General features: G+C 40.8%; 31 protein-coding genes. 30 read left to right on the top strand and 1 reads right to left on the bottom strand.

Features of this window, described 5'->3' with window-relative positions; all coding sequences use genetic code 11:
• Positions 1–136 precede the first annotated feature (136 nt).
• From prsW to fni, 8 genes are all read left to right on the top strand, one after another.
• Positions 137–793 carry a glutamic-type intramembrane protease PrsW gene (gene prsW, locus C6W18_RS01975; protein ID WP_105925643.1) on the top strand — a complete coding sequence of 219 codons (657 nt, stop codon included), beginning with the start codon at positions 137–139 and terminating at the stop codon, positions 791–793.
• A 202-nt stretch (positions 794–995) separates the two neighbouring features.
• A complete protein-coding gene (gene sleB / locus C6W18_RS01970) occupies positions 996–1,847 on the top strand; it encodes a spore cortex-lytic enzyme (protein WP_373465688.1) in 852 nt (283 codons plus the stop codon).
• 16 nt (positions 1,848–1,863) lie between these two features.
• On the top strand, positions 1,864–3,213 hold the full coding sequence (ypeB, locus tag C6W18_RS01965; protein ID WP_105925639.1) for a germination protein YpeB: 1,350 nt from the start codon (positions 1,864–1,866) through the stop codon (positions 3,211–3,213).
• 102 nt (positions 3,214–3,315) lie between these two features.
• Complete coding sequence (locus C6W18_RS01960; protein WP_034318867.1) at positions 3,316–3,963, top strand: flagellar brake protein; 648 nt, start codon at positions 3,316–3,318, stop codon at positions 3,961–3,963.
• A gap of 63 nt (positions 3,964–4,026) precedes the next feature.
• Positions 4,027–4,209 carry a DUF5359 family protein gene (locus C6W18_RS01955; RefSeq protein ID WP_003215744.1) on the top strand — a complete coding sequence of 61 codons (183 nt, stop codon included), beginning with the start codon at positions 4,027–4,029 and terminating at the stop codon, positions 4,207–4,209.
• Positions 4,210–4,280: 71 nt separating this feature from the next.
• The gene (gene cmk / locus C6W18_RS01950; protein ID WP_105925637.1) at positions 4,281–4,958 is read left to right on the top strand and encodes a (d)CMP kinase; all 678 of its coding nucleotides are present in this window, start codon (positions 4,281–4,283) and stop codon (positions 4,956–4,958) included.
• A 223-nt stretch (positions 4,959–5,181) separates the two neighbouring features.
• Positions 5,182–6,333 carry a 30S ribosomal protein S1 gene (rpsA, locus tag C6W18_RS01945; protein ID WP_034318873.1) on the top strand — a complete coding sequence of 384 codons (1,152 nt, stop codon included), beginning with the start codon at positions 5,182–5,184 and terminating at the stop codon, positions 6,331–6,333.
• 14 nt (positions 6,334–6,347) lie between these two features.
• On the top strand, positions 6,348–7,415 hold the full coding sequence (fni, locus tag C6W18_RS01940) for a type 2 isopentenyl-diphosphate Delta-isomerase (RefSeq protein WP_105925635.1): 1,068 nt from the start codon (positions 6,348–6,350) through the stop codon (positions 7,413–7,415).
• Positions 7,416–7,432: 17 nt separating this feature from the next.
• Here the strand turns inward: fni and C6W18_RS01935 are convergent, their stop codons facing one another.
• A complete protein-coding gene (locus C6W18_RS01935) occupies positions 7,433–7,564 on the bottom strand; it encodes a YpzI family protein (RefSeq protein WP_078061648.1) in 132 nt (43 codons plus the stop codon).
• Between the two features lie 119 nt (positions 7,565–7,683).
• Between C6W18_RS01935 and C6W18_RS01930 the strand changes: the two genes are divergently transcribed.
• The 22 genes from C6W18_RS01930 (at position 7,684) to trpC (ending at position 26,771) form a co-directional block, all read left to right on the top strand.
• Positions 7,684–8,286, top strand: a complete 603-nt coding sequence (locus C6W18_RS01930; RefSeq protein ID WP_223251608.1) for a YphA family membrane protein — start codon at positions 7,684–7,686, stop codon at positions 8,284–8,286.
• Positions 8,283–9,167, top strand: coding sequence for a YIEGIA family protein (locus C6W18_RS01925; protein WP_034318880.1), 885 nt, complete (start codon positions 8,283–8,285; stop codon positions 9,165–9,167). Before C6W18_RS01930 ends, C6W18_RS01925 begins: the two co-directional genes overlap by 4 nt.
• A 6-nt stretch (positions 9,168–9,173) precedes the next feature.
• Positions 9,174–9,368 (top strand): capping complex subunit for YIEGIA, encoded by a 195-nt coding sequence (locus C6W18_RS01920; RefSeq protein WP_008344527.1) that lies wholly within the window; start codon positions 9,174–9,176, stop codon positions 9,366–9,368.
• Positions 9,369–9,529: 161 nt separating this feature from the next.
• Positions 9,530–10,840 (top strand): ribosome biogenesis GTPase Der, encoded by a 1,311-nt coding sequence (gene der, locus C6W18_RS01915; protein ID WP_034318883.1) that lies wholly within the window; start codon positions 9,530–9,532, stop codon positions 10,838–10,840.
• A 14-nt stretch (positions 10,841–10,854) separates the two neighbouring features.
• A complete protein-coding gene (locus tag C6W18_RS01910; RefSeq protein WP_105925631.1) occupies positions 10,855–11,892 on the top strand; it encodes an NAD(P)H-dependent glycerol-3-phosphate dehydrogenase in 1,038 nt (345 codons plus the stop codon).
• Between the two features lie 266 nt (positions 11,893–12,158).
• On the top strand, positions 12,159–12,362 hold the full coding sequence (locus C6W18_RS01905) for a DUF2768 domain-containing protein (protein WP_034318888.1): 204 nt from the start codon (positions 12,159–12,161) through the stop codon (positions 12,360–12,362).
• A gap of 18 nt (positions 12,363–12,380) precedes the next feature.
• Positions 12,381–13,106: a hypothetical protein gene (locus C6W18_RS01900; RefSeq protein WP_105925629.1), complete on the top strand. Its 726-nt coding sequence runs from the start codon at positions 12,381–12,383 to the stop codon at positions 13,104–13,106.
• 205 nt (positions 13,107–13,311) lie between these two features.
• On the top strand, positions 13,312–14,790 hold the full coding sequence (gene spoIVA / locus C6W18_RS01895; RefSeq protein WP_008344534.1) for a stage IV sporulation protein A: 1,479 nt from the start codon (positions 13,312–13,314) through the stop codon (positions 14,788–14,790).
• Between the two features lie 376 nt (positions 14,791–15,166).
• Positions 15,167–15,445, top strand: coding sequence for a non-specific DNA-binding protein Hbs (gene hbs / locus C6W18_RS01885; RefSeq protein WP_003215863.1), 279 nt, complete (start codon positions 15,167–15,169; stop codon positions 15,443–15,445).
• 190 nt (positions 15,446–15,635) lie between these two features.
• On the top strand, positions 15,636–16,205 hold the full coding sequence (folE, locus tag C6W18_RS01880) for a GTP cyclohydrolase I FolE (protein WP_003215789.1): 570 nt from the start codon (positions 15,636–15,638) through the stop codon (positions 16,203–16,205).
• A 23-nt stretch (positions 16,206–16,228) separates the two neighbouring features.
• A complete protein-coding gene (mtrB, locus tag C6W18_RS01875) occupies positions 16,229–16,459 on the top strand; it encodes a trp RNA-binding attenuation protein MtrB (RefSeq protein ID WP_034318894.1) in 231 nt (76 codons plus the stop codon).
• 115 nt (positions 16,460–16,574) lie between these two features.
• Positions 16,575–17,342 (top strand): heptaprenyl diphosphate synthase component 1, encoded by a 768-nt coding sequence (locus C6W18_RS01870; RefSeq protein ID WP_105925627.1) that lies wholly within the window; start codon positions 16,575–16,577, stop codon positions 17,340–17,342.
• 3 nt (positions 17,343–17,345) lie between these two features.
• Positions 17,346–18,050, top strand: a complete 705-nt coding sequence (locus tag C6W18_RS01865; RefSeq protein ID WP_034318900.1) for a demethylmenaquinone methyltransferase — start codon at positions 17,346–17,348, stop codon at positions 18,048–18,050.
• Positions 18,051–18,074: 24 nt separating this feature from the next.
• The gene (gene hepT / locus C6W18_RS01860) at positions 18,075–19,037 is read left to right on the top strand and encodes a heptaprenyl diphosphate synthase component II (protein WP_034318902.1); all 963 of its coding nucleotides are present in this window, start codon (positions 18,075–18,077) and stop codon (positions 19,035–19,037) included.
• A 128-nt stretch (positions 19,038–19,165) separates the two neighbouring features.
• Positions 19,166–19,612, top strand: a complete 447-nt coding sequence (gene ndk / locus C6W18_RS01855) for a nucleoside-diphosphate kinase (RefSeq protein ID WP_003216015.1) — start codon at positions 19,166–19,168, stop codon at positions 19,610–19,612.
• Positions 19,613–19,756: 144 nt separating this feature from the next.
• Entirely contained in the window at positions 19,757–20,536 is a 780-nt protein-coding gene (locus C6W18_RS01850) for a CheR family methyltransferase (protein ID WP_034318907.1), read from the top strand.
• A 73-nt stretch (positions 20,537–20,609) separates the two neighbouring features.
• On the top strand, positions 20,610–21,782 hold the full coding sequence (gene aroC / locus C6W18_RS01845) for a chorismate synthase (RefSeq protein ID WP_105925625.1): 1,173 nt from the start codon (positions 20,610–20,612) through the stop codon (positions 21,780–21,782).
• Positions 21,782–22,873 (top strand): 3-dehydroquinate synthase, encoded by a 1,092-nt coding sequence (gene aroB, locus C6W18_RS01840; protein ID WP_105925623.1) that lies wholly within the window; start codon positions 21,782–21,784, stop codon positions 22,871–22,873. The genes aroC and aroB overlap by 1 nt, the downstream gene beginning before the upstream one ends.
• Entirely contained in the window at positions 22,870–23,253 is a 384-nt protein-coding gene (gene aroH / locus C6W18_RS01835) for a chorismate mutase (RefSeq protein ID WP_105925621.1), read from the top strand. Before aroB ends, aroH begins: the two co-directional genes overlap by 4 nt.
• A 231-nt stretch (positions 23,254–23,484) precedes the next feature.
• The gene (trpE, locus tag C6W18_RS01830; RefSeq protein ID WP_034318918.1) at positions 23,485–25,032 is read left to right on the top strand and encodes an anthranilate synthase component I; all 1,548 of its coding nucleotides are present in this window, start codon (positions 23,485–23,487) and stop codon (positions 25,030–25,032) included.
• The gene (gene trpD, locus C6W18_RS01825) at positions 25,004–26,026 is read left to right on the top strand and encodes an anthranilate phosphoribosyltransferase (protein WP_105925619.1); all 1,023 of its coding nucleotides are present in this window, start codon (positions 25,004–25,006) and stop codon (positions 26,024–26,026) included. The genes trpE and trpD overlap by 29 nt, the downstream gene beginning before the upstream one ends.
• On the top strand, positions 26,019–26,771 hold the full coding sequence (gene trpC, locus C6W18_RS01820; RefSeq protein ID WP_105925617.1) for an indole-3-glycerol phosphate synthase TrpC: 753 nt from the start codon (positions 26,019–26,021) through the stop codon (positions 26,769–26,771). Before trpD ends, trpC begins: the two co-directional genes overlap by 8 nt.

Below are 26,771 nucleotides of genomic sequence, written 5' to 3'. Positions count from 1 at the left end.
CATAAGGATTCAGTTCTTTTTTATATAAATGGGATTATATAGAAAGATATTTTAAGAAAAATGGGCTCGAGTCATATAAAAAAGGGGTAAATCATGGTACGATAATGAAGGATAATGTAGGGAAAGAGGTCTGATTATGATCGCAATCATTTCAGCAGGTTTAGCTCCCGGCATCGCACTTTTAAGTTATTTTTATTTGAAAGATCAGTACGACAATGAGCCGGTTCACATGGTCATCAGATCTTTTATGCTAGGTGTCATACTTGTGTTTCCAACCATGTTTATTCAATATGTCCTTCAAGAGGAAAATATCGCAACAAACCCTATCTTGATTTCATTTGTGACGTCAGGCTTTTTAGAGGAATCATTAAAATGGTTTATTTTAATGGTCAGCGTCTATGCGCATGCCCAGTTTGATGAACACTATGATGGGATTGTGTATGGAATAAGTGTCTCTCTCGGTTTTGCGACACTTGAAAATATTCTTTACTTAGTTGGTCATGGGGTAGAATATGCGTTTACACGCGCCTTATTACCCGTATCAAGTCACGCTTTATTTGGTGTTGTGATGGGATTTTATATCGGCAAAGCTCGTTTCTCTGATAAAAAAGAGCAGCGCAAATGGCTGATCCTTTCTTTAACACTCCCTGTGCTATTTCACGGCTTATATGATTTTATTCTTCTTGGGATGAAAAATTGGGGATATATTATGCTGCCGTTCATGATTTTTTTATGGTGGTTTGGTCTGCGAAAAGCAAAAAAAGCCCGTGCGTTGAAAATGGTGCAAATTTAATTTAGAAAACGTCCTGTAGGTTTATAGGGCGTTTTTTTGTCTTTTCCATCCAATTCCCTCCTGTGATGAATGTATAAAAATAGGGATCGGAAGAAACATATATTCAAACATCAAAAGTACAGGAGGATCAAATATGGACAAAGCTCGTTTCATGAAACAATTCGTCCTTATCTTCTCAATCGTTCTACTCGCGTCTTCACTGATGACAGCTGAAAAAAGTGAAGCCTTCACGAATCAAGTCATTCAAAGAGGAGCAACGGGTGAAGATGTAGTCGAGCTACAAGCAAGGCTCCAATACAATGGTTTTTACAATGGCAAAATTGATGGTGTGTACGGCTGGGGAACGTACTGGGCCGTTCGCAACTTTCAAAGCAAATTTGGTGTAAAGAATGTCGATGGACTTGTAGGTGCAACAACCAAAAGCCTATTAATTCAAAAGACGAAATACTATAAAGAGTTTGTGCAACAGCAACTGCAAAAAGGGAACGAGTTTACCCATTATGGCGGGAAGCCTCTTGACCAACAAACAAAGGCTCCTGGGCAAAAAAGCTCACAAAAAAAGACCGCGCAAGGTGCAAAACAGAATCAAAAAAGTCAAAGCGGAGGAAGCGGGTCAGCTGGGCAGTCTGGAAAACAGTCAGGCAATCAGCAAGCAAATCAAACGCCGAAACAAACGGCTGCCAACATGCCAGGTGGTTTCTCTAGCAATGACATTCAGCTCTTGTCACAAGCAGTTTATAGTGAAGCAAGAGGTGAGCCGTATGAAGGACAGGTGGCCATCGCTGCTGTCATCTTAAACCGTTTGAACAACCCAACATTTCCAAATACGATCGCGGGCGTCATTTTTGAACCACTCGCGTTTACAGCTGTAGCAGATGGACAATTTTATATGGCACCAAATGAAACCGCAAAAAAGGCAGTGTTTGATGCAATTAATGGATGGGATCCATCTGAAAGCGCCGTCTATTACTTTAATCCTGATACAGCAACAAGTCCATGGATTTGGGGAAGACCACAAATTAAACGAATCGGGAAACATATTTTCTGTGAATAAAAAGAGGTGTATATAAATGATCAGAGGAATATTGATTGCTATTTTAGGAATTGCTGTCATCTCAACAGGTTACTGGGGCTATAAAGAGCATCAAGAAAAAGATGCGGTGCTGCTTCATGCAGAGAACAACTACCAAAGGGCCTTTCACGATTTAACGTATCAAGTCGATCAGCTGCACGACCAACTTGGAGCAACACTTGCGATGAACAGCCAAACATCGATCTCACCAGCACTTGCAGATGTATGGAGAATGTCATCAGAGGCGCATAACAATGTTAGTCAGCTTCCGCTCACATTGATGCCCTTTAACAAAACGGAAGAATTTCTAGCGAATGTCGGAGACTTTAGTTACAAATCATCAGTTAAATCTTTATCAGATGAACCATTAAACAAAGATACGCATAAAACCATTACTGCTTTATATGATCAAGCGGCAGATATCCAAAACGAGCTTAGACAAGTGCAGCATCTCGTACTCAACAAAAATTTAAAATGGATGGATGTTGAAATGGCGCTGGCGGACGGCGATAAAAAGAACGATAACACCATTATTGACGGTTTGAAAACAGTCGAGAAAAATGCAGATGCATTTGCTGATGTCGATCTCGGTCCTACAAATGTGTCATCAGAATCAGAAGCACGAGGCTACAGTCATTTAAAAGGCCAAAAGATTTCAAAAAAAGAAGCGATCCGCATTGCACAGCAATTCGCACCTGACCATAATCAAGATTTTAAGGTGAGAAAAAGCGGAAGTAAAACAAATCGAGATGTGTACAGCTTATCGATGTCAGATCCAGATAGCAAAGCGAATTTTTATTTAGATTTGACTGAAAAAGGAGGACATCCAGTCTACCTTCTTCAAAATCGGGACGTCAAAAAACAGAAAATCAGTTTAAATGAAGCATCTGAAAAAGCGTTAAGTTTCTTAAAAAAGCATGGATTTGATACGAAGTCGTTTCATTTAGATGAAAGTGCGCAATTTGATAATATCGGCGTATTTACCTATGTGCCCCTTCAAAAAAATGTACTGCTTTATCCAGATAGTATTCGCATGAAAGTCGCTTTAGATGACGGAGAGGTCGTTGGGTTCTCAGCGAAAGACTACTTATTGAATCATAAAAAACGTGACATCAAGGCACCTAAAATCTCGCAAAAAGAAGCAGAGAAAACATTGAATAAGCACGTAAAGATTGAAGAAACTCATTTAGCTATTGTACAAAATGATATGTCAGAGGAAGTCCTCTGCTATGAGTTTCTTGGAACAATTAAAAATGATACGTACCGGATGTTCATCAATGCAGATACTGGAAAAGAAGAAAGAATAGATAAACTAAAAAATGCAGAACCTATATATAAAGACCTATAGAAAAGGAAGCGAGGAAAAGGCTAATAAGTCTTTTCCTTTTGTTTTATACATGGTTTAATATAGGAGAGGATATGATTTCACAGATGAAAAGAGTGATGAGGAATGTTACAAATAGGGGATGCAATCACAATTGAGTATGTCAATGAGAACAAAGAAGTGAAAACAGCAAAATCGAAAGTTTTGGAAAATAATAACGATGATATTTGCATTAATTATCCAGCTGATAAAGAAACGGGACGCACCATCTACTTAAACCAACAAACAGAAATCACCGTGTTCTTTTTCGATGAAAATCAAATTCCATACAAATGTACAAGCGAGGTCATCGGAAAAAGAAAAGAAGATATTCCGATGATTGTTATTTCAATCCCACCAAAAGAAGAGATGATTCGGCTTCAGCGCAGAGAATACCTTCGAGTGGATACGATGGTGAAAGCGACCATCACACAAACGGATGAAGATGCCTTTGACACTTTTATCGTCAATATGAGTGCAGGCGGTGTAGCAATTGCTGTTCCAGAAGGTGTCTCGCTCAAAGAATACGGAGAAGTGAACACAGAGTTTGAACTGCCACTTAAAGAACCCGTAAAAATTAAAGCGGTTGCAGAGATGAATCGAGTATATCAAGATGAACAGACTGGCAAAACAAGAGCGATCATGGAGTTTTCTGAGATCACGAATGACCACCAGCAGCACATCATGAAATACTGCTTCCAGCAGCAGCTTTTAACACGTGTGAAAAAAGCATAAGAATAAAGGATGTAAAAAGCTTCCATACTAGAGGTAAAAGAATCTAGCATGGAGGCTTTTTGTATGAAGACAATGGAAAGATGGTTATTTAAAGCGGTGCTGATTCAGCTTGTTCTGTTATTAGCCGTTCAGATCACACTTCATTTGACGAAAGGCGAGCTGTTCTTGTCAAAAGTCGTGCAATACGAGGGTGTGAATAACATGAGTATTGAAGATTGGATTGAGACGTTTAAGCAGAAGGATTGATAGAAAATTCCCCCGTTTGACCGGTGATCGTGTTACAATTCATAAGGGAGATTCAATCAAGGAGAGGTATTATGAAAAAGAAATTATCTATCGCAATTGACGGTCCTGCTGCAGCAGGAAAAAGCACTGTGGCAAAAATTGTCGCAGCGAAAAAATCATATATTTATATCGATACAGGTGCGATGTACCGCGCAATTACACTTGCGGCACTCAATCATGGTGTAGACCTTGAAGACGAACAGGCACTTGATGCATTGCTGAAAAAGACAGTGATTGAACTTGTGTCAACGGACGAAGGTCAAAAAGTACATCTAGACAACACCGATGTGACAGAGGATATTCGAACAGACCGCGTGAGCAACCAAGTATCTGTTGTCGCAAAACACAGAGCTGTTCGAGAAGAAATGGTTCGCCGGCAGCAAGAGCTTGGCAAACGAGGCGGTGTCGTCATGGACGGAAGAGACATTGGCACTCACGTTCTTCCAGATGCGGAAGTGAAGATTTTCTTGCTTGCTTCAGTAGAGGAAAGAGCGAAACGCCGTTTTGAAGAGAATCAGAAAAAAGGTTACGATGTCAATTACGATCAGCTGATCGAAGAGATTGCAAGACGTGACAAGCTTGATTCTGAGCGGGAGGTATCACCGCTGAAGAAGGCTGATGACGCGATTGAAATTGACACAACTTCCCTTTCCATTCAAGAGGTGGCAGGTAAAATTTTAGATGCAGCAGAGCGCGTGGAAAAACAGTAAGAAATTTTAGAAAACTTTTATAAGTTAGAGGTTTATCTCTTGACAAACAAGGTCTTTTATTAGAAGTTTATACTAATACTATTTTTATTGATCATTCAAGCAATTCTGTTGATTTGAATGTTTCTATAATACATATTCGGCTGGCAATCATCATGCTTAAGACACATATTCACCCAGTCGTTTTAACTAAGCTGTGTAGGTTTGGACCAAGGAGGTTATCGAAATGACAGAGGAAATGAATCAAATCGATGTTCAGGTACCAGAGGTTGGAGATGTAGTGAAAGGGATTGTTTCAAAAGTTGAGGACAAGCATGTAAATGTAGATATCGTCAATGTGAAACAACCTGGGATTATCCCAATCAGTGAATTATCAAGTCTTCACGTTGAAAAAGCATCAGATGTCGTGAAAGATGGCGACGAGTTAGAGCTTAAAGTAACAAAAGTCGAAGACGATGCTTTGATTTTATCGAAACGTGCTGTTGATGCAGACCACGCTTGGGAAGACCTAGAGAAAAAGTTTGAAACAAAAGAAGTATTTGAAGCTGAAGTAAAAGACGTTGTTAAAGGTGGTCTTGTCGTAGACATTGGTGTGCGAGGATTTATTCCTGCATCTCTTGTTGAAGCACACTATGTAGAAGACTTCACGGACTACAAAGGAAAAACGCTCTCACTTGTCGTGGTAGAACTTGATCGCGAAAAAAATCGTGTGATTCTCTCACATCGTGCAGTGGTTGAGCAAGAGCAATTAGATAAAAAGCAAGACTTCCTACAAAAGCTTGAAGTAGGTAGTGTGATTGATGGAAAAGTACAGCGCCTGACTGACTTTGGTGCTTTTGTTGACATTGGCGGCATTGATGGATTAGTTCACATTTCTCAACTATCCCATGCACATGTTGAAAAACCGTCTGACGTTGTTGAAGAAGGACAGGAAGTCAAGGTCAAAGTACTTGCTGTTGATCGTGATAACGAACGTATCTCACTATCTATTAAAGAAACATTACCAGGACCTTGGAGTCAAATTGGTGAAAAGGTCAAACAAGGTGATGTGCTTGAAGGAACCGTTCAACGCCTTGTGAGCTTTGGTGCATTTGTTGAAATTCTACCAGGTGTAGAAGGACTTGTGCATATTTCCCAAATCTCTCATAAACATATCGGTACCCCTCAAGAAGTCCTTGAAGAAGGGCAGACTGTGAAAGTGAAAGTGCTTGATGTGAATGAAGATGAAGAGCGCATTTCACTAAGCATCCGTGATTTAGAAGATAATCCCGAAAAACAAATAGAAGAGAATTATCGTCAATATCAGGCGAAAGAAGAAAACACAAGCGGATTCCAGCTTGGTGACCTGATCGGTGATAAACTCAATAAACTAAAATAATTTGGTGATCAAAATTGACGCGAGCAGAAAGAAAGAAACAACATATTGAGCATGCTTTGTCGACTGGCCAGCATGCAGCAACAGGTTTAGAGGATGTTTCCTTCGTTCACGCCAGTTTACCAGATCTTGCGACATCACAAATTGATACACATACGACAATTGGCGGACTGACTTTCGGTTCGCCAATTTTTATCAATGCAATGACTGGTGGGGGTGGAGAGTCGACCTATGAGATCAATCGCTCTTTATCGATCGCAGCGAAGGAAACCAATATTCCAGTAGCAGTCGGTTCACAAATGGCTGCACTAAAAGATGAAGAAGAAAGACGAACGTATGAAGTCGTTCGTAAGGTCAATCCGGATGGACTTGTTTTTGCGAATTTAGGCAGTGAAGCGACAATCAAGCAAGCACGGGAAGCTGTCGACATGCTGGAGGCAAATATGCTCCAGATTCACTTAAATGTCATTCAAGAGATCGTGATGCCTGAAGGGGATCGTGATTTTAGAGGTGCAATTGAGCGAATCGCAGTCATCGCTGAATCAGTTGGCGTGCCTGTTGTCGTAAAAGAAGTCGGATTTGGCATGAGCAAGGAAACGGCAAAGAAGTTATTTGATGCCGGAGTTGCGGCCGTTGATGTAGGAGGATTTGGCGGAACAAACTTTTCTAAGATCGAAAATCTTCGACGCCAAAAAGCACTTCGTTATTTTGATCAATGGGGGATTCCAACTGCAGCGAGTCTTGCTGAAGTACATACAGCCTTTCAGGATCAAACGGTTTTAGCCTCTGGAGGAATTCAAGATGCACTAGATGTGACAAAATCAATCGCTCTTGGTGCGTCCGCTGCTGGGTTAGCTGGCTTTTTCTTAAAATCACTCACTAGTGGAGGGGAAAGTGGCCTCGTCTCTGATATCATCGATCTTCAGGAAGATGTGAAGATGATGATGACAGTGCTTGGCGTGAAGACCATTGAAGAACTGAGGCAAACTCAGGTTGTGATTACAGGTGAAACGAGTCATTGGCTCAAAGAAAGAGGCGTAGATACCACATACTATAGTCTAAGAACCAGTAAGAGAGGCATGTGATGATCACATGCCTTTTTTTATTGATTTCTTTTTCGAGCGTTTTCAGGACCTTCTAATGCTGTTGCCCCTTTATGATGAATTGATTGATCACGATCAGATTCAACTCTTCTTGACGCCTTTAGGCGTTTTTCCTGTCTATCCTTACCCATTATACATCCCTCCTCAATCATTAGGGTGTCACCTCTTGTTCATTTCATACAAAGCCCGTAACGCTCCCGCACGTTTAAAAACTGGAGATTTTCCCATAATGTAATTGAGGTGATGAGGCTTGGAGGCACTGTACTATTATTGGTCAATATGGTTCGTTTGGATTATGGTGACGTTTATCATGGAAAAAAGCACGTTGCGCAATGTGCTGGGAGTGTGTGTACTTGTTCATATGATCTTCAGTCATTTCATGATATCCATTTTAGACTTCAGCATCAATGCAGGATTTTTGATGACCTTTTTATATGCTTGTATGGCCTTCGTCATATTCCGGCCGGCTTATCGAATTATGAGAATCATGCAATTATGTTCAATGGTTAGCGCGTATGCCTTTTTTATGATTTTTGCATTATATGACCCGGTTTGGTTCACGATAATAAAGGTGGATTGGGCTATATTTGCCTTGCTGATCCTGATGTGTTTGACATATGGACACCAGTTAACGGAACGAATAACCTTATGGATGATGTCTGTGTGTCTCGGCGAAGCTCTTTATGCGCTGACGATTCATCGTCTCACTGCATCGATTGTCATAGGAGATCTCTCGTTTCTTTCCCTTGTTGTTCAAGGCGCCATCTTCCTATTAGGTGTAGATCAGCTTGAAAAGCTCTTGAGCGCCCGTTCTTCCAGAAAACCAGTGAAAGGGGCTGCAAAATCAACATGACGGATTACACGTTTCCTGTGATTATTGGTGTCATCTTTGGGATGGCGGCCAGGCTTTATATGCTAAGAACAGATTATCGGCAATACCCGACGTATATTCATGGACAAGTGATTCACATTGCACTTGGTTTTATTGCGTCAGGGCTTGGTGCAATCATTATGCCTGCACTGATTCAGGAGGAATTTACTGCGATTACCTTTCTAACGCTAGCAGCCACGCAATTTCGTGATGTGCGAAATATGGAAAGAAATACGTTAACCCAATTGGATTCGTATGAGCTTGTCTCAAGAGGCAGTACATATATTGAAGGCATTGCCATTGCCTTTGAAAGCCGAAATTATATTGCCATTCTCACTGCACTTATTACAACCACGGCCTGTATATTCTTCTCACTCGTTGTTGGAACAGTGGTCGGTATTGTTTGCTTTTTCATGGCAAAGCTATTGATGTCTGGCAGCCAATTAAAGGATATCGTCAATATTCAAAAAGGTGAACTTCGCTTTGACGGGGCAGGACTTTACGTGAATGATATTTACATTATGAATATCGGGCTTCCTGAAAAACAAAAACTGATTTTAGAGCATGGAATGGGCTTCATCTTGACTCCGAAGAATTTTAACTCGGCCACAACGATTGCAAACCTTGGACAGCGGCAAGCGATTTTATTTGATTTATCCAATGTGCTTGGCGTGTATCGTGATTCCGGTGAACCGTCGCTTTGTCCGCTCGCAAAACGTGATCTGAATAACGGCACACTTGGCGTGTTTATTTTACCGCAATGGAAACGTGAAGATTTGGCTGTTCGTGTATTAGAAGAGGTGCCAATTCTAGAAAATGCCATTAGAATGCCGACAGATTTCATTAAAAAGAAAGCGAGGTAATGAGAAATGGCGAACACAATTGAGCAATTCATATTGGCTGTGGCCACAACAAATAAAGAGCGAGTCATTGGAGGAACAGCAGTTTTTTTCTGTGAAAACAAAGAAGAACTCGACATGTATGCCATGAATTTAGAGGCCATTTTAGATGGGATTGCACACGGAATTGGTGAAGATCTTTACTTGATTGTCAAACATTTTTAAGTTATTCATTGTGGTCTGATTAAAAATTGATATAATATATAAGTTGAACCCTTCATGTTTGAAGGGTTTATTTCATAAAAAACTGAATGAAAATTTTAAATCCCGGTTGAAACATGATGATGAACATATTGAATCGCGGCTGGATTGAAAGGAAGGGTACTATGGGTAAACCTGTCGTAGCCATTGTTGGAAGGCCCAACGTTGGAAAATCTACAATTTTTAATCGAATCGCAGGCGAAAGAATATCGATTGTAGAAGACACACCTGGTGTAACAAGAGATCGAATCTATAGCTCTGCTGAATGGTTAAATTATGACTTTAATTTAATAGATACTGGTGGAATAGATATTGGAGATGAGCCGTTCTTGGCGCAAATTCGCCATCAGGCAGAAATCGCAATGGATGAAGCGGATGTCATCATCTTTATGGTGAATGGCCGAGATGGTGTGACATCTGCGGATGAAGAAGTCGCAAAAATTTTATATCGCACGAAAAAACCAGTCGTACTTGCTGTCAATAAACTGGACAACCCTGAAATGAGAAGCGACGTTTATGACTTTTATGCACTTGGATTTGGCGAGCCATATCCGATTTCTGGAACGCACGGATTAGGCCTCGGTGATCTGCTTGATGCAGTCGCAGAGCATTTTAAAAACTTGCCAGATACACAGTATGATGAAGAGGTTGTACAGTTCTGCTTAATTGGCCGCCCGAATGTAGGAAAATCTTCTTTGGTGAATGCTATGCTCGGGGAAGAACGCGTGATTGTGAGCAATATCGCTGGTACGACAAGAGATGCTGTCGATACGATGTTTACGTACAATCAGCGTGACTTTGTCATTGTCGATACAGCAGGTATGAGAAAAAAAGGCAAAGTGTATGAAACGACAGAGAAATACAGCGTGCTACGTGCATTAAAAGCCATTGATCGTTCTGATGTGGTTGGTGTTGTTCTTGATGGTGAAGAGGGCATTATTGAGCAGGATAAACGTATTGCAGGCTACGCACATGAAGCCGGTAAAGCCGTTGTCATCATTGTGAACAAATGGGATGCTGTTGAAAAAGATGAGCGCACAATGAAGGAATTTGAGCAAAACATTCGCGAGCATTTTCAATTCCTTGATTATGCACCTGTCTTATTCATGTCGGCTCTCACGAAAAAGAGAATTCATACCTTAATGCCGTCGATCATTACAGCTAGTGAGAATCATGCGATGCGCGTTCAAACCAATATTTTGAACGATATTATCATGGATGCCGTTGCGATGAATCCAACGCCGACCCATAATGGACAGCGCCTGAAAATTTACTATGCAACACAGGTGGCCATCAAGCCTCCATCCTTTGTTGTGTTTGTAAACGATCCAGAGCTTATGCACTTTTCTTATGAGCGGTTCTTAGAAAACCGGATTCGAGATGCATTTGGTTTTGAAGGAACACCGATTAAAATATTTGCGAGAGCGAGAAAATAAAAAGGGTGAGCAGGATGAAGAAAATTTCAGTACTTGGAGCAGGCAGCTGGGGAACAGCTCTTGCGCTTGTATTAGCTGATAATCATCATGATGTACACATGTGGGGACATAGACAAGAGTTGATTGATCAAATCAATGAGAAACATGAAAATCATGATTACTTGCCAAATGTCGCACTGCCAGCGTCTATTCAGGCGACAACAGATATGAAGCAGGCTTTAGAGGGGACAGATGCGATTATTGTCGCTGTGCCAACAAAGGCCATTCGTGAGGTATTGAAGCAGGCAAATGAGTTGATCTCATCGAAAGTGCCATTTGTTCATGTCAGCAAGGGAATTGAACCAGATACACTTCTCAGAATTTCTCAAATGATTGAACAGGAAGTCCCAGCTGCGCAAAGAGAAGCTGTGGTTGTCCTATCAGGACCGAGTCATGCAGAAGAAGTAGGCTTGCGTCATCCGACAACAGTCACTGTCTCATCAGAAAATATTGAAGCGGCTCAATTTGTTCAAGATTTGTTCATGAACAACAACTTTAGAGTGTACACAAACCCTGATGTCATTGGTGTTGAAATTGGCGGAGCACTGAAAAATATCATTGCCCTTGCGGCAGGGATCACAGACGGACTTGGATATGGTGACAATGCGAAAGCGGCACTCATCACAAGAGGACTGGCTGAAATCGCACGTCTTGGTACAAAAATGGGAGGGAATCCTCTTACATTTGCCGGTTTAACAGGCGTTGGAGATTTGATCGTCACATGTACAAGTGTTCATTCGCGTAACTGGCGCTGCGGGAATTTACTCGGTAAAGGATATAAGCTTGAAGAAGTACTTGAAAAAATGGGGATGGTTGTCGAAGGCGTCCGCACAACGAAAGGCGCATACCAACTCTCCAAAGAATACAAGGTCAGCATGCCCATTACAGAAGCGCTTTACCATGTTCTGTTTGAAGGGAAAAAGGTAGACGATGCTGTAGAATCACTGATGGCACGTGTGAAAACACATGAGATGGAAGACCTTGTGAACATGTTCGAAAACCAAACAAAATAATTGAAAGACTGAACTTAGGCATGTAGAGGATGCAAGAAGGGGAAGACTTGCATAACATAGCAATGAAGTTTGAATAGAGCTTTGCCTCTACAGAATGAGGAAAAATAGTCGACGTAATGACTGAAGCAGAGTCCCCCTCTTTGCTTCAGTTTTTTTGTGTGCTTTTTCCCGAATGATTGGAAAAATGATTGATATTTACCTTATTTTTGGTTTAGAATGAAATATAAACGCTTACAATTTGTTCGTTTTGAAGGGGGACAGGCACGATGAGTTTTGCTTTAATCAAGATGTGGTTTGCGCTTGGTTCAATGGGGCTCATGTTTTTAGCCGTAGTAACCATCTATTTCAGCAGGTTTAAGCTGAAAAGCCGATTTCTTAAAATAACAGCCTCAACCGTCGCATACAGCTTGATGCTCATATCAGGTATCATTGTCTTTTTAGTTGTATTTAGCGGGCCGGTCAATGAATAAAGAAAAAGGAAGAATGTGATGATCAAAGCAAAAGTCAGTGTCACGTTGTTAGCACTTATTTTACTTACAGGATGTCTTTATCCAGAGAATCGCAAAGCGGAAAACCGGGTGCCATACGAGGAGCAGCTGCAAAGTGTGCAGACAGCGATCGAGAAGTTTCAAAAAGCGACAAATGGTCTTTTGCCAATTGAAACAAAAGAAGCAGACACGCCAGTTTATCAGAAGTACGTCATCGACTTTAAACGCTTGTCACCAAGGTATTTACACGATGTACCGTCTACATCCTTTGAAGGCGGAGGCGAATATATTTATGTCCTCACAGACGTCGAAAAAAACCCAACTGTGAAACTGCTTGATGTCAAAATGACGCAAACCATCAGTGAATTACGACTTAGAATCAAAATATATCAAGATGAACATACATATCCGCCCTACGGCAAAGTTGTGTCCAAAGATTTATATACGTTAAATGAAAAAAAACTAGGATTAAAAGCGCCACCTACGGTCATGAGCCCTGTTACGGGGAATTCCCTCCCATTACTGATTTCATCAAATGGCGAAATCTATGTGGACTATCGCAGCGATTTTGCTCATATTTTGAAAAACACGAAACAAAAGCTGAAGCCAGGTAAAAACATTCAAGATGTATATTGGCAGGAAACCCCGTTTGTACCGGCATTTTCTGTCCCATATACAATCAACAAAAAAGGTGAGCCTGCCTTTTTAGAAAAAAAGACGTCATAAACAAGAATGAACCTTTCTCCTCTGCATATAAATGAGGAGAAAGGTTTTTTTATGGCTAAACATACTCTCAAAACAAAAAAGGTGTCATATTCAAATAGGACAACGTCATACACATATATTGTCCAGACACCTTTCAAGCACAGTTTGATTGAAGTATAGAGTATTTTATTTGAAAACGAGGATAGCAAGTCCGGGAGGGGATCACTTGGAAAAAGTCGATATTTTCAAGGATATCGCTGAACGAACAGGAGGCGATATATATTTAGGAGTCGTTGGAGCTGTTCGTACAGGGAAATCTACGTTTATTAAAAAGTTTATGGAGCTCGTGGTGCTCCCGAATATCAATAATGAGGCAGACCGTGCAAGAGCACAGGATGAATTGCCGCAAAGCGCAGCAGGAAAAACCATTATGACCACAGAGCCAAAATTTGTGCCAAATCAAGCGGCATCTATTCACGTGAGTGACGGTCTTGATGTCAACATCAGACTTGTAGATTGTGTAGGGTACACAGTCCCTGGTGCACGCGGATATGAAGATGAAAATGGGCCGAGAATGATCAACACGCCGTGGTATGAGGAACCAATCCCGTTTCATGAAGCAGCGGAAATTGGTACACGCAAGGTCATTCAAGAGCATTCAACTATCGGTGTTGTCATTACAACAGACGGGTCAATTGGTGAAATTCCAAGACATGACTATATTGAATCTGAAGAACGTGTGATTGATGAACTCAAAGAAGTTGGAAAGCCGTTTATTATGGTGATCAACTCCGTGAGACCATATCATCCTGAAACAGAAGCGCTGCGGCAGGAACTCAGCCAAAAGTATGATATTCCAGTACTCGCCATGAGCGTGGAAAGTATGAGAGAGCAAGACGTACTCAGTGTTCTTCGTGAAGCATTATATGAATTCCCAGTGCTTGAGGTGAATGTGAACCTGCCAAGCTGGGTCATGGTGCTAAAAGAAGATCATTGGCTAAGAGAGAGTTATCAGGATTCAGTGAAGGAAACCGTAAAGGATATTAAAAGATTAAGAGATGTCGACCGCGTCGTTGGTCAATTCAGTGAATTTGACTTTATTGAAAGAGCGGGCTTAGCGGGTATTGAAATGGGCCAGGGCATCGCAGAAATTGATCTGTATGCGCCAGATGATCTATATGATCATATTTTAAAAGAAGTGGTTGGTGTGGAAATTAGGGGCAAAGACCATCTTCTAGAGCTCATGCAAGATTTTGCGCATGCAAAGACAGAATATGATCAAGTGTCAGACGCATTAAAAATGGTGAAGCAAACTGGCTATGGGATTGCGGCGCCAGCTTTGTCAGATATGAGCTTAGATGAGCCGGAAATCATTAGGCAAGGATCAAGATTTGGCGTGAGATTAAAAGCAGTTGCTCCATCTATTCACATGATTAAGGTGGATGTAGAGAGCGAATTTGCACCGATTATCGGAACCGAAAAACAAAGTGAAGAGCTTGTCCGCTACTTAATGCAAGACTTCGAAGATGATCCGCTTTCGATTTGGAATTCAGATATATTTGGACGCTCACTCAGCTCCCTTGTTAGAGAAGGCATTCAAGCAAAGCTGTCTCTGATGCCAGAAAATGCAAGATATAAGCTAAAGGAAACGCTAGAAAGAATCATCAACGAAGGATCAGGCGGTCTGATCGCGATTATTCTATAACATGTGAGACCTCTCATTGATAGAGGTCTTTTTTTGCGTGCTATATTATGAGTCATAAAAAGACAATTGTATAAAGATTAGTCAGATTCAACTAAAATTAGGAATATTCGTTCGCAAAAGTGCCCTTAATCCTTGACGAATAAGGATTCTTCCCTTTAAAATGCTTGATATGGTATTTCATATGTGTTACTCTACTTACAGAAAATCTTCACTTTGTTGGACAAACATTCCTTCAAAGAGAAGTTTTCTAATGAAAAGCCATGTATGACGCTTTCTAGACGCTCTTTTTTTCAAAAAAAGTGTATAGAAAGAAGATGAATTGTGAAGAAATGATAACAATCTACTGAATGCATATTTTTGGGAGGAGGTGAAAGGCATGAACAAGACAGAACTTATTAACGCGGTTGCTGAAGCAAGCGAGTTATCTAAAAAAGACGCGACAAAAGCAGTTGACTCTGTTTTTGATACAATTTTAGATGCACTTAAAAATGGTGACAAAATCCAACTTATCGGTTTTGGTAACTTTGAAGTACGTGAGCGTTCAGCTCGTAAAGGACGTAACCCACAAACTGGTGCAGAGATCGAAATCCCTGCAAGCAAAGTACCTGCTTTCAAACCAGGTAAAGCACTTAAAGACGCGGTGGCAGGTAAATAATCGTTATGTGTAATGATCCTATTAAAGGAGTTATACATATACAGTTTCACACTGGTCTAGAAAAGCCCCTTCGATAAGGGGCTTTTCCTTTTGAATCAAAAGGTTCGTTTAGAACGCTCTCCTTTGCTTTTAGGATCTGAAGTGTGCTAGAATCTGATTGAAATGTAATCGCCTTTGGAGGATATAATACATGAGTGAAATAAATAAAGAACTAATCGAACACGCTGTACGCGATATATTAAAAGCAATCGGAGAAGATCCGGATCGTGAAGGGCTTCTTGATACCCCAAAACGAGTAGCAAAAATGTATGAAGAAGTGTTCTCGGGATTAAATGAAGATCCAAAAGAACATTTTAAAACCATTTTTGGTGAAGATCACGAAGAACTCGTTCTTGTAAAAGATATTGCTTTCCATTCAATGTGTGAACACCACCTTGTACCTTTCTATGGAAAAGCCCATGTCGCTTATATTCCGCGCGGCGGAAAAGTAACGGGACTTAGCAAGCTTGCAAGAGCTGTAGAGGCCGTTGCAAAGCGCCCACAGCTTCAGGAGCGCATTACATCAACTATTGCAGATAGTATGGTGGAAACACTCAATCCGCATGGTGTGATGATTGTCGTTGAAGCAGAACATATGTGTATGACGATGCGTGGAGTGAAAAAGCCTGGTGCCAAAACGGTCACATCAGCAGTGCGCGGCACATTTGCAAATGATGCGGCAGCAAGAGCAGAAGTGCTTTCCTTTATTAAAAACGACTAATCAATAGATGGAAGGTGAACAGATTGAGTGAAAAAAAAGCATCTGATTTTGTGGTGATTAAAGCCATTGATAATGGCGTAAACGTAATCGGCTTAACTAGAGGCTCTGATACAAGATTTCACCATTCCGAAAAACTCGATAAAGGTGAAGTCATTATCGCACAATTTACTGAGCATACGTCAGCTATCAAAGTAAGAGGCGATGCTGTCATTCAAACAAGCTTCGGTGAAATTCAAAGCGAAGCAAAGAAATAAAGCACGAGTATGCACTTGATAGCATAAAAGTGAGAGCTCATATGGTATAATAAATCTCTATACAATTTGCAGGGCTACATATGAAACTGTAATTTTTGGGACAAGGGTGATATCTTTGCAAGACATCTACGGAATTTTATCTAATCTAAATATAAAATTAAATAAAAAGCTTTCTCATCCTTATTTGGCGAAGCATTTGCGTGCGCCACTCATCGATGAAGATAAGCTCCTTCTTTTTCATGCTATGTTTGATGAAGCTCAAATTGATGCAGAGAAAAAAGAAAATTATATTCTAACGGCGATGCTTGTGCAAATTGCCCTTGATACCCATGACGAAGTCACAACTGCTGCAGCCATCAAACAAGACGAATTCAAAAATCGTCAGCTGACCATCCTAGCAGGAGACTATTTCAGCGGTCTCTATTATTCTCTTCTCTCTGACATGAAAGACATTTACATGATCCGCACGCTCGCTACGGCCATTAAAGAGATTAATGAACATAAAATTAGACTGTATGATCGATCCATTCAAGATGCAGCACACTTTTACAAAAGTGTAGCTACAGTGGAGTCTGCGCTATTCCAAAGGATTTCTGAGCATTTTCAATTAACGCATTGGAATGAGATTGCAAATCGTTTCCTTGTTTATAAGCGTTTTATGAAACAAGCAGAAGATGACAAACATTTAAAACTTTTTTTGAACGATAGCTATACGGACGCCTATACATGTTTTGACAACTTTGAGAATGAAGGCTATGAGCAAGCCAAAATGTCGATCAAGAAACATCTTGTTTCATCTCCGGTCGTTCAAAAAGAGCTATTAAATCGCCTGGATCATATGAAAAATGAGCCTGCGTACCATCAGAAAGTGGAAGAAGGGTAAGTCATGCAGCAATCAAAAGAACAGCGAGTACACGGTGTATTTGAAAAAATTTATAAAAATTATGATCAAATGAACTCTGTCATCAGTTTTAAACAGCATAAAAAATGGCGCGATAAAACAATGAAGCTCATGAATGTTCAAAAAGGAGCCAAAGCATTAGATGTATGCTGTGGAACAGCCGATTGGACGATTGCGCTTGCAGACGCTGCCGGAGAAAATGGCGAGGTAAAAGGCCTTGATTTTAGTAAAAATATGCTGAGTGTTGGAGAAACGAAGGTGAAGACAGGGGGCTACAATCAAATTGAATTGCTCCACGGCAATGCAATGGAGCTTCCTTTTGAGGACAACAAATTTGATTATGTCACAATTGGTTTTGGTCTTCGAAATGTCCCTGATTACTTAACGGTGTTAAAGGAAATGACAAGAGTGGTGAAGCCTGGTGGAATGGTTGTCTGCCTTGAGACATCACAGCCTGAGATGATTGGTTTTAAACAAGGTTATTATGTCTATTTCAAATACATTATGCCGCTTTTTGGTAAGCTGTTTGCCAAAAGCTATCAGGAGTATTCATGGCTTCAAGAATCAGCCAAAACGTTCCCTGGCATGAAAGAGCTGGCGGCTCTTTTCGAAGAGGCAGGTTTGTCTGATGTCTCGTATCATCCATTTACAGGCGGTGTAGCAGCAACACATATCGGAAAGAAGCTTTGAATAAACGATATTTGGGTGAAGATAATGAAACTAAAAGCAATGATCTCTTTTTTAAATCATGATATCGATATAATTGAAAAAGAGCTTGAACAAACAGTTCGCTCTGATTATGCATTATTAAGTGAAGCAGGTCTTCATTTGCTGCAAGCGGGCGGAAAAAGAATCCGCCCCGTTTTTGTTCTCCTTTCAGGCATGTTTGGTGACTATGACATTAATAAAATTAAATATGTTGCGGTTGCCTTAGAATTAATTCATATGGCATCGCTTGTTCATGATGATGTCATTGATGATGCAGAGCTGAGAAGAGGCAAGCCAACGATTAAGGCAAAATGGGACAATAGAATTGCCATGTACACAGGGGATTACTTGTTTGCAAGATCGCTTGAGTACATGACAAAGATCAATCATCCAATGGCACATGAAATCTTGTCAAAAATGGTTGTCGAGCTCTGTCTCGGTGAAATAGAGCAAGTAAAAGACAAATACAACATGGATCAAAACCTTCGTACATATTTAAGAAGAATCAAGCGAAAAACGGCCTTACTCATTGCAGGCAGCTGTCAATTAGGAGCCATTGCAGCAGGCACAGATGAAAAAACACATAAAGCCCTTTACTGGTTTGGATACTATGTCGGCATGTCTTACCAGATCATTGATGATGTCCTTGACTTCACATCAACTGAAGAAGAGCTAGGTAAGCCTGTTGGTGGAGACCTTTTACAAGGGAATGTCACACTTCCAGTCTTATATGCACTGAAGAATCCGACATTAGAAGGACAATTGAAGCTGATTAATAGCGAAACGACCGAAAAGCAGCTGAAGCCTGTGATTGAAAGCCTCAAACAAACAGATGCGATCGACCGTTCCATTCGAGTGAGTGAAATGTATTTGAAGAAAGCATTTGAACAGCTTGACAAGCTTCCACGCGGACGAGCAAAAACGTCATTAGCCTCCATTGCAAAATATATTGGGAAACGAAAATTCTAATCAACTTTTAGTTGATTGGTTTTTTTGTGAAATTTTTTGTCAAAAATTGATTATTGTAAAGAAAAATGATACGATCACTTTGTAACAATGTAAGCCTATACATACATAACGACGGGGTGGAAACGTATATGGACAAAACATTTCTTATGGTCAAACCTGATGGTGTTGAAAGACAATTAATCGGTGAAATTGTGTCAAGATTCGAAAAAAAGGGACTTCAGCTTGTTGGTGCAAAACTAATGAGTATTCCGAAAGAAGTAGCAGAAACACATTACGGAGAACATAAAGAAAAACCATTTTTCGGGGAATTGGTTGACTTTATTACGTCAGGACCTGTATTTGCTATGGTATGGCAAGGTGAACAGGTGGTAGATGTGACAAGGCAGATAATCGGAAAAACAAATCCGAAAGAAGCACTTCCTGGTACAATAAGAGGAGATTATGGATTAACTGTTGGGAAAAACATTATCCACGGCTCAGACTCACCAGAAAGTGCTGAAAGAGAAATCAACTTATTCTTTAAACAAGAAGAACTCACAAACTGGGATCAAACCATCTCAAGCTGGATTTATTAAGCTTCAAGCCAAAGTGTTCATCAATTGAGCACTTTGGCTTTTTTATATTGATATTTCTATACGAAAATTCGCATGAGATGATACAAATTTTTGATAAAAACAGCTATACTAGGACAAAGATAGATGAGACAGGAGAGGACATTGATGGATCAATATCAATTATTTGTTGGAAAATGGAAAAAACTAACCGGGGTTGATCTAAATCTCTATAAAGAAGCACAAATGAAACGAAGATTAACATCACTTTATGATAAAAAAGGATATAAAGATTTTGAAGCATTCGCAGCTGCTCTTGAAAAGGATAGAGTGCTGTTAGATGAAACAATGGACAGAATGACCATTAATGTGTCAGAATTTTACCGAAACTATCAGCGCTGGGAAGTACTTGAGCAAAAAATTCTTCCGCTGCTTTTAAAAAACAGTGGAAACTTAAAGATATGGAGTGCAGCATGCTCGACAGGAGAAGAACCGTATACCCTTTCGATGCTGCTTTCAAGTCATCCTCTTGTGAAGGACTTCCAAATTATTGCAACTGATATTGATGATAAAGTCCTACAATCAGCACAAAAAGGGAGATATCATGAACGCTCTCTGCAAGAGGTGCCAGATCAGATCAAACAAAAATATTTCACAAAAGAAGATTCTTCATTTTACACTGTGAAAGATGAGATTCGAAAGCACATTCAATTTAAGAAGCATAACCTTTTAGCAGATCCTTATGAAAAACAGCTTGATCTCATCGTCTGTCGAAATGTACTTATTTATTTTACAGAAGAGGCGAAAGAAGAAATTTACTTGAAAATGAGCAACAGTTTAAAGCAAAAAGGCGTGTTATTTGTTGGTTCCACAGAACAAATTTTTCACCCAGAAAAGTTTGGATTGACATCTGCTGATACTTTCTTTTATCAAAAGAAGGGTATCTAGCTGACTTTTTAGTAGTAAGTGTGTTATCATAGTTTTACTTAAAAGCGTTAATGCGATGAAGGGAGATTGAGTCATGAGGTACTTAACAGCAGGTGAATCACATGGTCCACAACTGACCACAATTATTGAAGGAGTTCCAGCGGGACTTTACATAGAGCAGGATGACATCAATTATGAACTGGCTAGAAGACAGAAGGGTCATGGCCGCGGAAGAAGAATGCAAATCGAAAAAGATCAAGCAAAAGTGTTAAGCGGTGTTCGCCACGGGAAAACATTAGGTTCTCCTATTACACTTGTTGTTGAAAATAATGACTGGAAGCACTGGACAAAGGTGATGGGGGCAGAGCCGATCACTGAAGAAGAAGAGAGTGAAATGAAGCGTCAAATCTCTCGTCCAAGACCAGGGCATGCGGATTTAAATGGTGCGATTAAATATGGTCACCGTGATATGAGAAACGTATTAGAGCGTTCATCAGCCCGTGAGACAACAGTTCGCGTGGCAGCAGGAGCAGTAGCCAAACAAATCCTAGCTCACCTAGGGATCAAGGTAGCTGGTCACGTCCTTGAAATTGGCGGAGTGAAAGCAGCTGACACTGCATATGAGTCTATTGAAGATTTGCAAAAAGTAACAGAAGAATCACCAGTTCGCTGTTATGACAGTGAAGCAGGTCAAAAAATGATGGATGCCATCGATGAAGCTAAGAAAAATGGTGATTCGATTGGCGGCATTGTCGAAGTGATTGTTGAAGGTATGCCAGTTGGAGTCGGCAGCTATGTTCATTATGACCGTAAACTGGACAGCAAGCTCGCGGGCGCTGTTCTTAGCATCAACGCTTTTAAAGGGGTTGAATTCGGTATTGGCTTCGAGGCGGCTTCTAAAAATGGCAGTGAGGTCCATGATGAAATCATCTGGGATGAAGAAAAAGGCTATACGAGAAAAACAAATCGCTTAGGTGGTCTTGAAGGCGGAATGTCAACTGGCATGCCGATTGTCGTTAGAGGGGTCATGAAGCCAATCCCAACCCTTTATAAGCCGCTTCAAAGCGTTGATATTGAAACGAAAGAACCTTTCTCTGCAAGTATTGAGCGTTCTGATAGCTGTGCTGTTCCTGCCGCAAGTGTTGTTGCAGAAGCAGTCGTGGCATGGGAAATTGCCAATGCAGTCGTTGAACAGTTTGGTCTTGACCAAATAGATCGCATTAAAGAAAATGTTGAAAAAATGCACCAGCTTCAGAGGGAGTTTTAATGAAAACACTGGAAGTGAAGACGTCTTCAGCTACTTATCCTGTATATATCGGTGATGGGATTAAACGCAATATCGTAGACTTGATTACTTCCACTGGGCATTCCTTTACGAAGCTCATGATCGTCACAGATTCAGCCGTTGATGCCATTTACGGTGATGAAATGGTGCGATTACTTGAACAGAAGTGGTCTGTACAAAAAGTCGTTGTGCCAAACGGAGAACAATCGAAATCTTTTGCACAGTATGAGCATATTCATACGAAAGCCATTCAATTTCAGCTCGATCGTTCCTCCTGCATCATTGCGCTAGGAGGAGGAGTGATTGGCGACTTGGCTGGCTTTGCTGCTGCTACTTATATGAGAGGCATTGATTTTATTCAAGTTCCGACCACATTACTGGCACATGACAGTGCAGTCGGCGGGAAAACAGGGATCAATCATCCGCTTGGTAAAAATTTAATAGGTGCGTTTCATCAGCCGAAAGCTGTGATCTATGATACTAGTATGCTTGAGACACTTTCTCAAATTGAGCTGAGATCGGGCTTCGCTGAGGTCATCAAACACGCGCTGATTTCAAGTGAAAACTTTTTATCAGAACTTATGTCCATTCGTTCGTTGACGGATTTATCAAAGGGCGAGCTGGCACATATGCTGTATCAAGGGATTCAAGTCAAAGCATCGATTGTGCAAGAAGACGAAAAAGAACAAGGTGTGCGTGCATATTTGAATTTAGGCCATACACTTGGGCATGCCATTGAAGCGGAGTATGGATATGGAGCCATCACTCACGGAGATGCGATTGCGATTGGCATGCAGTTTGCTTTATATGTGAGCGAAAAGCAATTAGGACTCCGCCTTCATCGTGAGGAACTAAAGGAGTGGATGAAAGAACTGGGATTCCCGGTTCAAGTCACGCAAGATATTTCAACAAAAACATTTGTTGATCGTATGATCGGTGATAAAAAGGCAAGAGGCGGCAGTGTTCAATTTGTTTTATTAAAACAGGTTGGAGACGTTACCTTGCATTCTTTCACAAAAGATGAGCTGTATCATTGGCTCGAAGAATGGAAACGGGAGGAGGGGTGTCTATGATGTTTCGCGGGATACGTGGGGCTACAACTGTGACAGAAGATACAGAAAAAGAAGTGTTAAACAAAACGAAACAGCTACTAGAAGCCATCATTTCAAAAAACCAAGTAGATCCAGAACGTGTCGTGCAGATCTTGATTTCAGCTACACAAGATATTCACTCCGTTTTTCCGGCAAAAGCACTTCGTCAGTTTGAAGGCTGGACATATGTGCCTGTCACTTGTATGCAGGAGCTGGACATTGATGGCGGTCTAAAGCAGTGCATTCGGGTGTTAATGACCGTCCAGACAGATACAAAGCAGGAAGACATACAGCATGTGTACATGGAAGAAGCTATTGCGCTTCGTCCTGATTTACAGTTGACAAAAAACAAGGAATTATAATACGATATGAACAGCCGAAGTTTACACACAGGTGTAAACGGCATTGCAAGCTTAGAGAAGATGAGAATGAGACTAGGGTAGTTGAGATGAGTAGAGTTGAGCAGAGATACGATACTTCTATTTAATCATACTGCCTAAAAGAGCAAACCTCTTTTAGGCTTATTTCGTATACTCACACAAACCCTCTAGATGTCCCCTCATTCTCCTTAATCCCATTTAAGGAGTGTGCTTATGAAATCCCAATCAAACCTTACCCAATTTTTAAGGGACAGTGAGTCCCATAAAACGATCCCGATTGTTGAAACCATTACAGTCGATACACTCTCACCAATTCAAATTGTTGAGAAACTTAAACAGGATATTGTGTATCTGCTAGAAAGCAAAGACGAATCTTCTAGCTGGTCGAGATATTCCTTCATCGGATTACACCCTTTCTTAACCTTGCATGACGACCAAGACCAATATATTGCACGTGATGCTGCTGGGCAGGAAGTGATGCAAAAGCAAGAGCTGAAAGATTTACTAGACTGGATGAAAGAGCAATATCAAATCAAGACACCAGATGTTGATATCCCGTTTACAGGCGGTGCCGTTGGGTACTTAAGTTATGATCTCATCCCAAGCATTGAACCTTCTGTTAGACCGCATAGGAACGCATCATCGACAGATCATTGCACATTATTTGTCTGTCAAACGATGATTGCTTTTGACCATGAAACGAATCATGTTCATTTTATTCAATACACCCAGCTGACCGGAAATGAAACAGAAGACGAAAAAATAAGAGCTTACAAAGAAAATCAACAGCGGCTTGAACATATGATTCACAAGCTTCACATGAAGATTGATATGAAAGAACTGATTTTATCAGGGAATATGAACGAAACACCGTCCTTTGAACAAGTGACGTCAACCTATGAAAAAACGCAATTTTTAAAGGACGTAGAAAAAATCAAGGAGTACATTAGAGCGGGTGATATTTTCCAAGGGGTACTCTCGCAGCGCTTTGATATCCCTGTGTCAGTGAGTTCATTTGAATTGTACCGCGTACTTCGGATAGTGAATCCATCTCCCTATATGTATTTTATGAAATTAAAGGATCGAGATTTAGTCGGAAGCTCGCCAGAACGATTAATTCATGCCAAGAATGGGCACTTAGAAATTCATCCGATCGCAGGCACAAGAAAACGAGGAACATCAAAAGAAGAGGATGCTGCACTAGCGAGAGAGCTGCTAGATGATGAAAAAGAAAAAGCAGAGCATTATATGTTAGTAGACCTTGCCAGAAATGATGTAGGCCGTGTGGCAGAATACGGCAGTGTATCCGTCCCAACTTTTACAAAAGTAGTGAACTTTTCACATGTCATGCACATCATCTCCATTGTGACAGGAAAGCTGAAGCAAGATACGCATCCAGTCGATGCGCTCATGTCCGCTTTTCCAGCAGGCACATTAACAGGTGCACCGAAAATTAGGGCGATGCAATTATTAAATGAAATGGAGCCAGAGCCAAGAGAAACGTATGGTGGCTGTATTGCTTATATTGGCTTTGACGGCAATATCGACTCCTGTATTACCATTCGCACCATGAGCGTGAAAAATCAGATCGCTTCTATACAAGCAGGCGCTGGCATTGTCGCTGACTCTATTCCTGAAAACGAATGGGAAGAGACGTGTAACAAGGCCGGGGCACTTCTGAAAGCCATTCAGCTTGCTGAACATATTTTCTCAGAAAAGGAGAGTGTGCAAGATGAATCAACGACTATCAGCTCTTGTTAATGGTGGACTTCTATCAGAAAATGAAGCGAACATGCTGATGCATGATATGATGAGCGGCTCTTTAACAGATGCTGAAGTCGCTGCAAGTCTATCCATTTTAGCGCTTAGAGGGGAAACCTCCGAAGAGATGACAGGCTTTGTGAAAGCAATAAGACAAAATGCAGCTCCAATGGAAGGGTCGCTTGATGTCGTTGATACGTGCGGTACAGGAGGCGATGGGCTATCGACATTTAATATATCAACTGCTGCCGCCATTGTAGCATCCGCTGCTGGTGCCAAAATCGCCAAACATGGAAATCGGTCGGTCTCTTCTAAAAGCGGGAGTGCCGACGTGCTAGAATGTCTTGGGATCCAAATTCAGTCCACACCAGAAGAAACAAGACAACAAATACAGCAGAAAAACATGGGCTTTTTATTTGCACCGCTCTATCATTCATCTATGAAACAAGTAGCAGCAGTCCGCAAGCAGCTCGGATTTCGGACGGTATTTAATCTATTAGGTCCGCTTTGCCATCCAATGCAAGCCAAAAAGCAAATCATCGGTGTGTATTCAAAGGAAAAGGCAAAATTAATGGCGAAAGCCCTAGCGCCTATAAAGCCAGAACATGTCCTGTTTGTTTGCGGGGAAGATGGGCTGGATGAATTAACGATTACAGCAAATTCATATGTGATTGAACTCAAAAAAGATGTCATAACAGAATATACGCTAAACCCAGAAGATTTTGGGCTGGAAAAAGGGCACTTGTCAGACATTCAGGTCAATTCACCAGAAGAGAGTGCCAAATTGATTCAGAATATATTGAATCATCAGATAGGAGGAGCCCCGCTTCATATTACAGCTCTCAATGCTGGAGCTGCTTTATATGTGGCAGGAAAGTCAGAAAGCCTGATGGCAGGAACATTAAAAGCATTAGAAACAATTAAAAGCGGCGCAGCCAAAGAACAATTGGCCCGTTTAAAACAAAAAAAGAAAGAGGAAGAGATCTATGCTTAATCAAATTATCACGCGTAAAAAAGAACATATCCAAACCTTGCAATTACCTGCTGATGGACACTATGAAAGGCGGTCATTTAAAGAAGCACTTATAAACCCTCATCGCTCGATTGGACTTATTGCTGAGGTAAAAAAAGCGTCTCCTTCCAAAGGAATCATTCAACCAAATTTTGATCCTTTACAAACAGCAAAAGCATACGAAAAATCAAACGCAGATTGCTTATCTGTCTTAACGGATGAACCGTTTTTCCAAGGGAAAAACGAGTACCTGTCCCTCATTAAAGAACATGTCGCATGTCCTATTTTAAGAAAAGATTTCATCATTGATTCCATACAAGTAGAAGAATCAAAACGCATAGGGGCTGATGCCATCTTATTAATTGGAGAAGTGCTTGAGCCGAAGAAGCTGTATGAGCTGTATGCTGAAGCAAAAGAAAAAGGGCTTGATGTCCTCGTTGAAGTTCATGCAGCAGATACACTGGCAAACATCTTAAACATTTTTACCCCTGAGATCATTGGAGTGAACAACCGGAATCTAAATACATTTACAACAACAGTCGAGCAAACAAAAGAGATTGCACCACTTGTTCCAAAGGATGTCTTACTCGTGAGTGAAAGCGGCATTCAGACATTTGACGATCTGACCTTTGTGAAGAACCATGGAGCAAGCGCTGTTCTTGTTGGCGAATCATTAATGAGAGAGCAATCACAGGAAGAAGCCGTTAAAGCGTTGTTTGGAGAGTGA

The sequence above is a fragment of the Bacillus sp. LLTC93 genome (assembly GCF_002993125.1).
In the GTDB taxonomy this organism is placed as follows: Bacteria; Bacillota; Bacilli; order Bacillales; family Bacillaceae; genus Bacillus; species Bacillus zhangzhouensis.
Note: the sequence above shows the minus strand (reverse complement) of the source record. Positions and strands in the feature narration are given on the sequence as shown.

Excerpts from the sequence above, each read along its gene's own strand:
- rpsA (WP_034318873.1), top strand. The coding sequence starts at position 5,182 with ATGACAGAGGAAATGAATCAAATCGATGTTCAGGTACCAGAGGTTGGA.
- hepT (WP_034318902.1), top strand. The coding sequence starts at position 18,075 with ATGAAACTAAAAGCAATGATCTCTTTTTTAAATCATGATATCGATATA.
- ndk (WP_003216015.1), top strand. The coding sequence starts at position 19,166 with ATGGACAAAACATTTCTTATGGTCAAACCTGATGGTGTTGAAAGACAA.
- C6W18_RS01935 (WP_078061648.1), bottom strand. The coding sequence starts at position 7,564 with ATGGGTAAGGATAGACAGGAAAAACGCCTAAAGGCGTCAAGAAGAGTT.
- C6W18_RS01850 (WP_034318907.1), top strand. The coding sequence starts at position 19,757 with ATGGATCAATATCAATTATTTGTTGGAAAATGGAAAAAACTAACCGGG.
- C6W18_RS01955 (WP_003215744.1), top strand. The coding sequence starts at position 4,027 with ATGAAGACAATGGAAAGATGGTTATTTAAAGCGGTGCTGATTCAGCTT.
- cmk (WP_105925637.1), top strand. The coding sequence starts at position 4,281 with ATGAAAAAGAAATTATCTATCGCAATTGACGGTCCTGCTGCAGCAGGA.
- C6W18_RS01925 (WP_034318880.1), top strand. The coding sequence starts at position 8,283 with ATGACGGATTACACGTTTCCTGTGATTATTGGTGTCATCTTTGGGATG.
- C6W18_RS01910 (WP_105925631.1), top strand. The coding sequence starts at position 10,855 with ATGAAGAAAATTTCAGTACTTGGAGCAGGCAGCTGGGGAACAGCTCTT.
- hbs (WP_003215863.1), top strand. The coding sequence starts at position 15,167 with ATGAACAAGACAGAACTTATTAACGCGGTTGCTGAAGCAAGCGAGTTA.
- C6W18_RS01920 (WP_008344527.1), top strand. The coding sequence starts at position 9,174 with ATGGCGAACACAATTGAGCAATTCATATTGGCTGTGGCCACAACAAAT.
- trpD (WP_105925619.1), top strand. The coding sequence starts at position 25,004 with ATGAATCAACGACTATCAGCTCTTGTTAATGGTGGACTTCTATCAGAA.
- trpC (WP_105925617.1), top strand. The coding sequence starts at position 26,019 with ATGCTTAATCAAATTATCACGCGTAAAAAAGAACATATCCAAACCTTG.
- aroH (WP_105925621.1), top strand. The coding sequence starts at position 22,870 with ATGATGTTTCGCGGGATACGTGGGGCTACAACTGTGACAGAAGATACA.
- C6W18_RS01865 (WP_034318900.1), top strand. The coding sequence starts at position 17,346 with ATGCAGCAATCAAAAGAACAGCGAGTACACGGTGTATTTGAAAAAATT.
- folE (WP_003215789.1), top strand. The coding sequence starts at position 15,636 with ATGAGTGAAATAAATAAAGAACTAATCGAACACGCTGTACGCGATATA.
- aroC (WP_105925625.1), top strand. The coding sequence starts at position 20,610 with ATGAGGTACTTAACAGCAGGTGAATCACATGGTCCACAACTGACCACA.
- der (WP_034318883.1), top strand. The coding sequence starts at position 9,530 with ATGGGTAAACCTGTCGTAGCCATTGTTGGAAGGCCCAACGTTGGAAAA.
- sleB (WP_373465688.1), top strand. The coding sequence starts at position 996 with ATGACAGCTGAAAAAAGTGAAGCCTTCACGAATCAAGTCATTCAAAGA.
- C6W18_RS01905 (WP_034318888.1), top strand. The coding sequence starts at position 12,159 with ATGAGTTTTGCTTTAATCAAGATGTGGTTTGCGCTTGGTTCAATGGGG.
- aroB (WP_105925623.1), top strand. The coding sequence starts at position 21,782 with ATGAAAACACTGGAAGTGAAGACGTCTTCAGCTACTTATCCTGTATAT.
- ypeB (WP_105925639.1), top strand. The coding sequence starts at position 1,864 with ATGATCAGAGGAATATTGATTGCTATTTTAGGAATTGCTGTCATCTCA.
- trpE (WP_034318918.1), top strand. The coding sequence starts at position 23,485 with ATGAAATCCCAATCAAACCTTACCCAATTTTTAAGGGACAGTGAGTCC.
- prsW (WP_105925643.1), top strand. The coding sequence starts at position 137 with ATGATCGCAATCATTTCAGCAGGTTTAGCTCCCGGCATCGCACTTTTA.
- C6W18_RS01960 (WP_034318867.1), top strand. The coding sequence starts at position 3,316 with ATGTTACAAATAGGGGATGCAATCACAATTGAGTATGTCAATGAGAAC.
- C6W18_RS01900 (WP_105925629.1), top strand. The coding sequence starts at position 12,381 with ATGATCAAAGCAAAAGTCAGTGTCACGTTGTTAGCACTTATTTTACTT.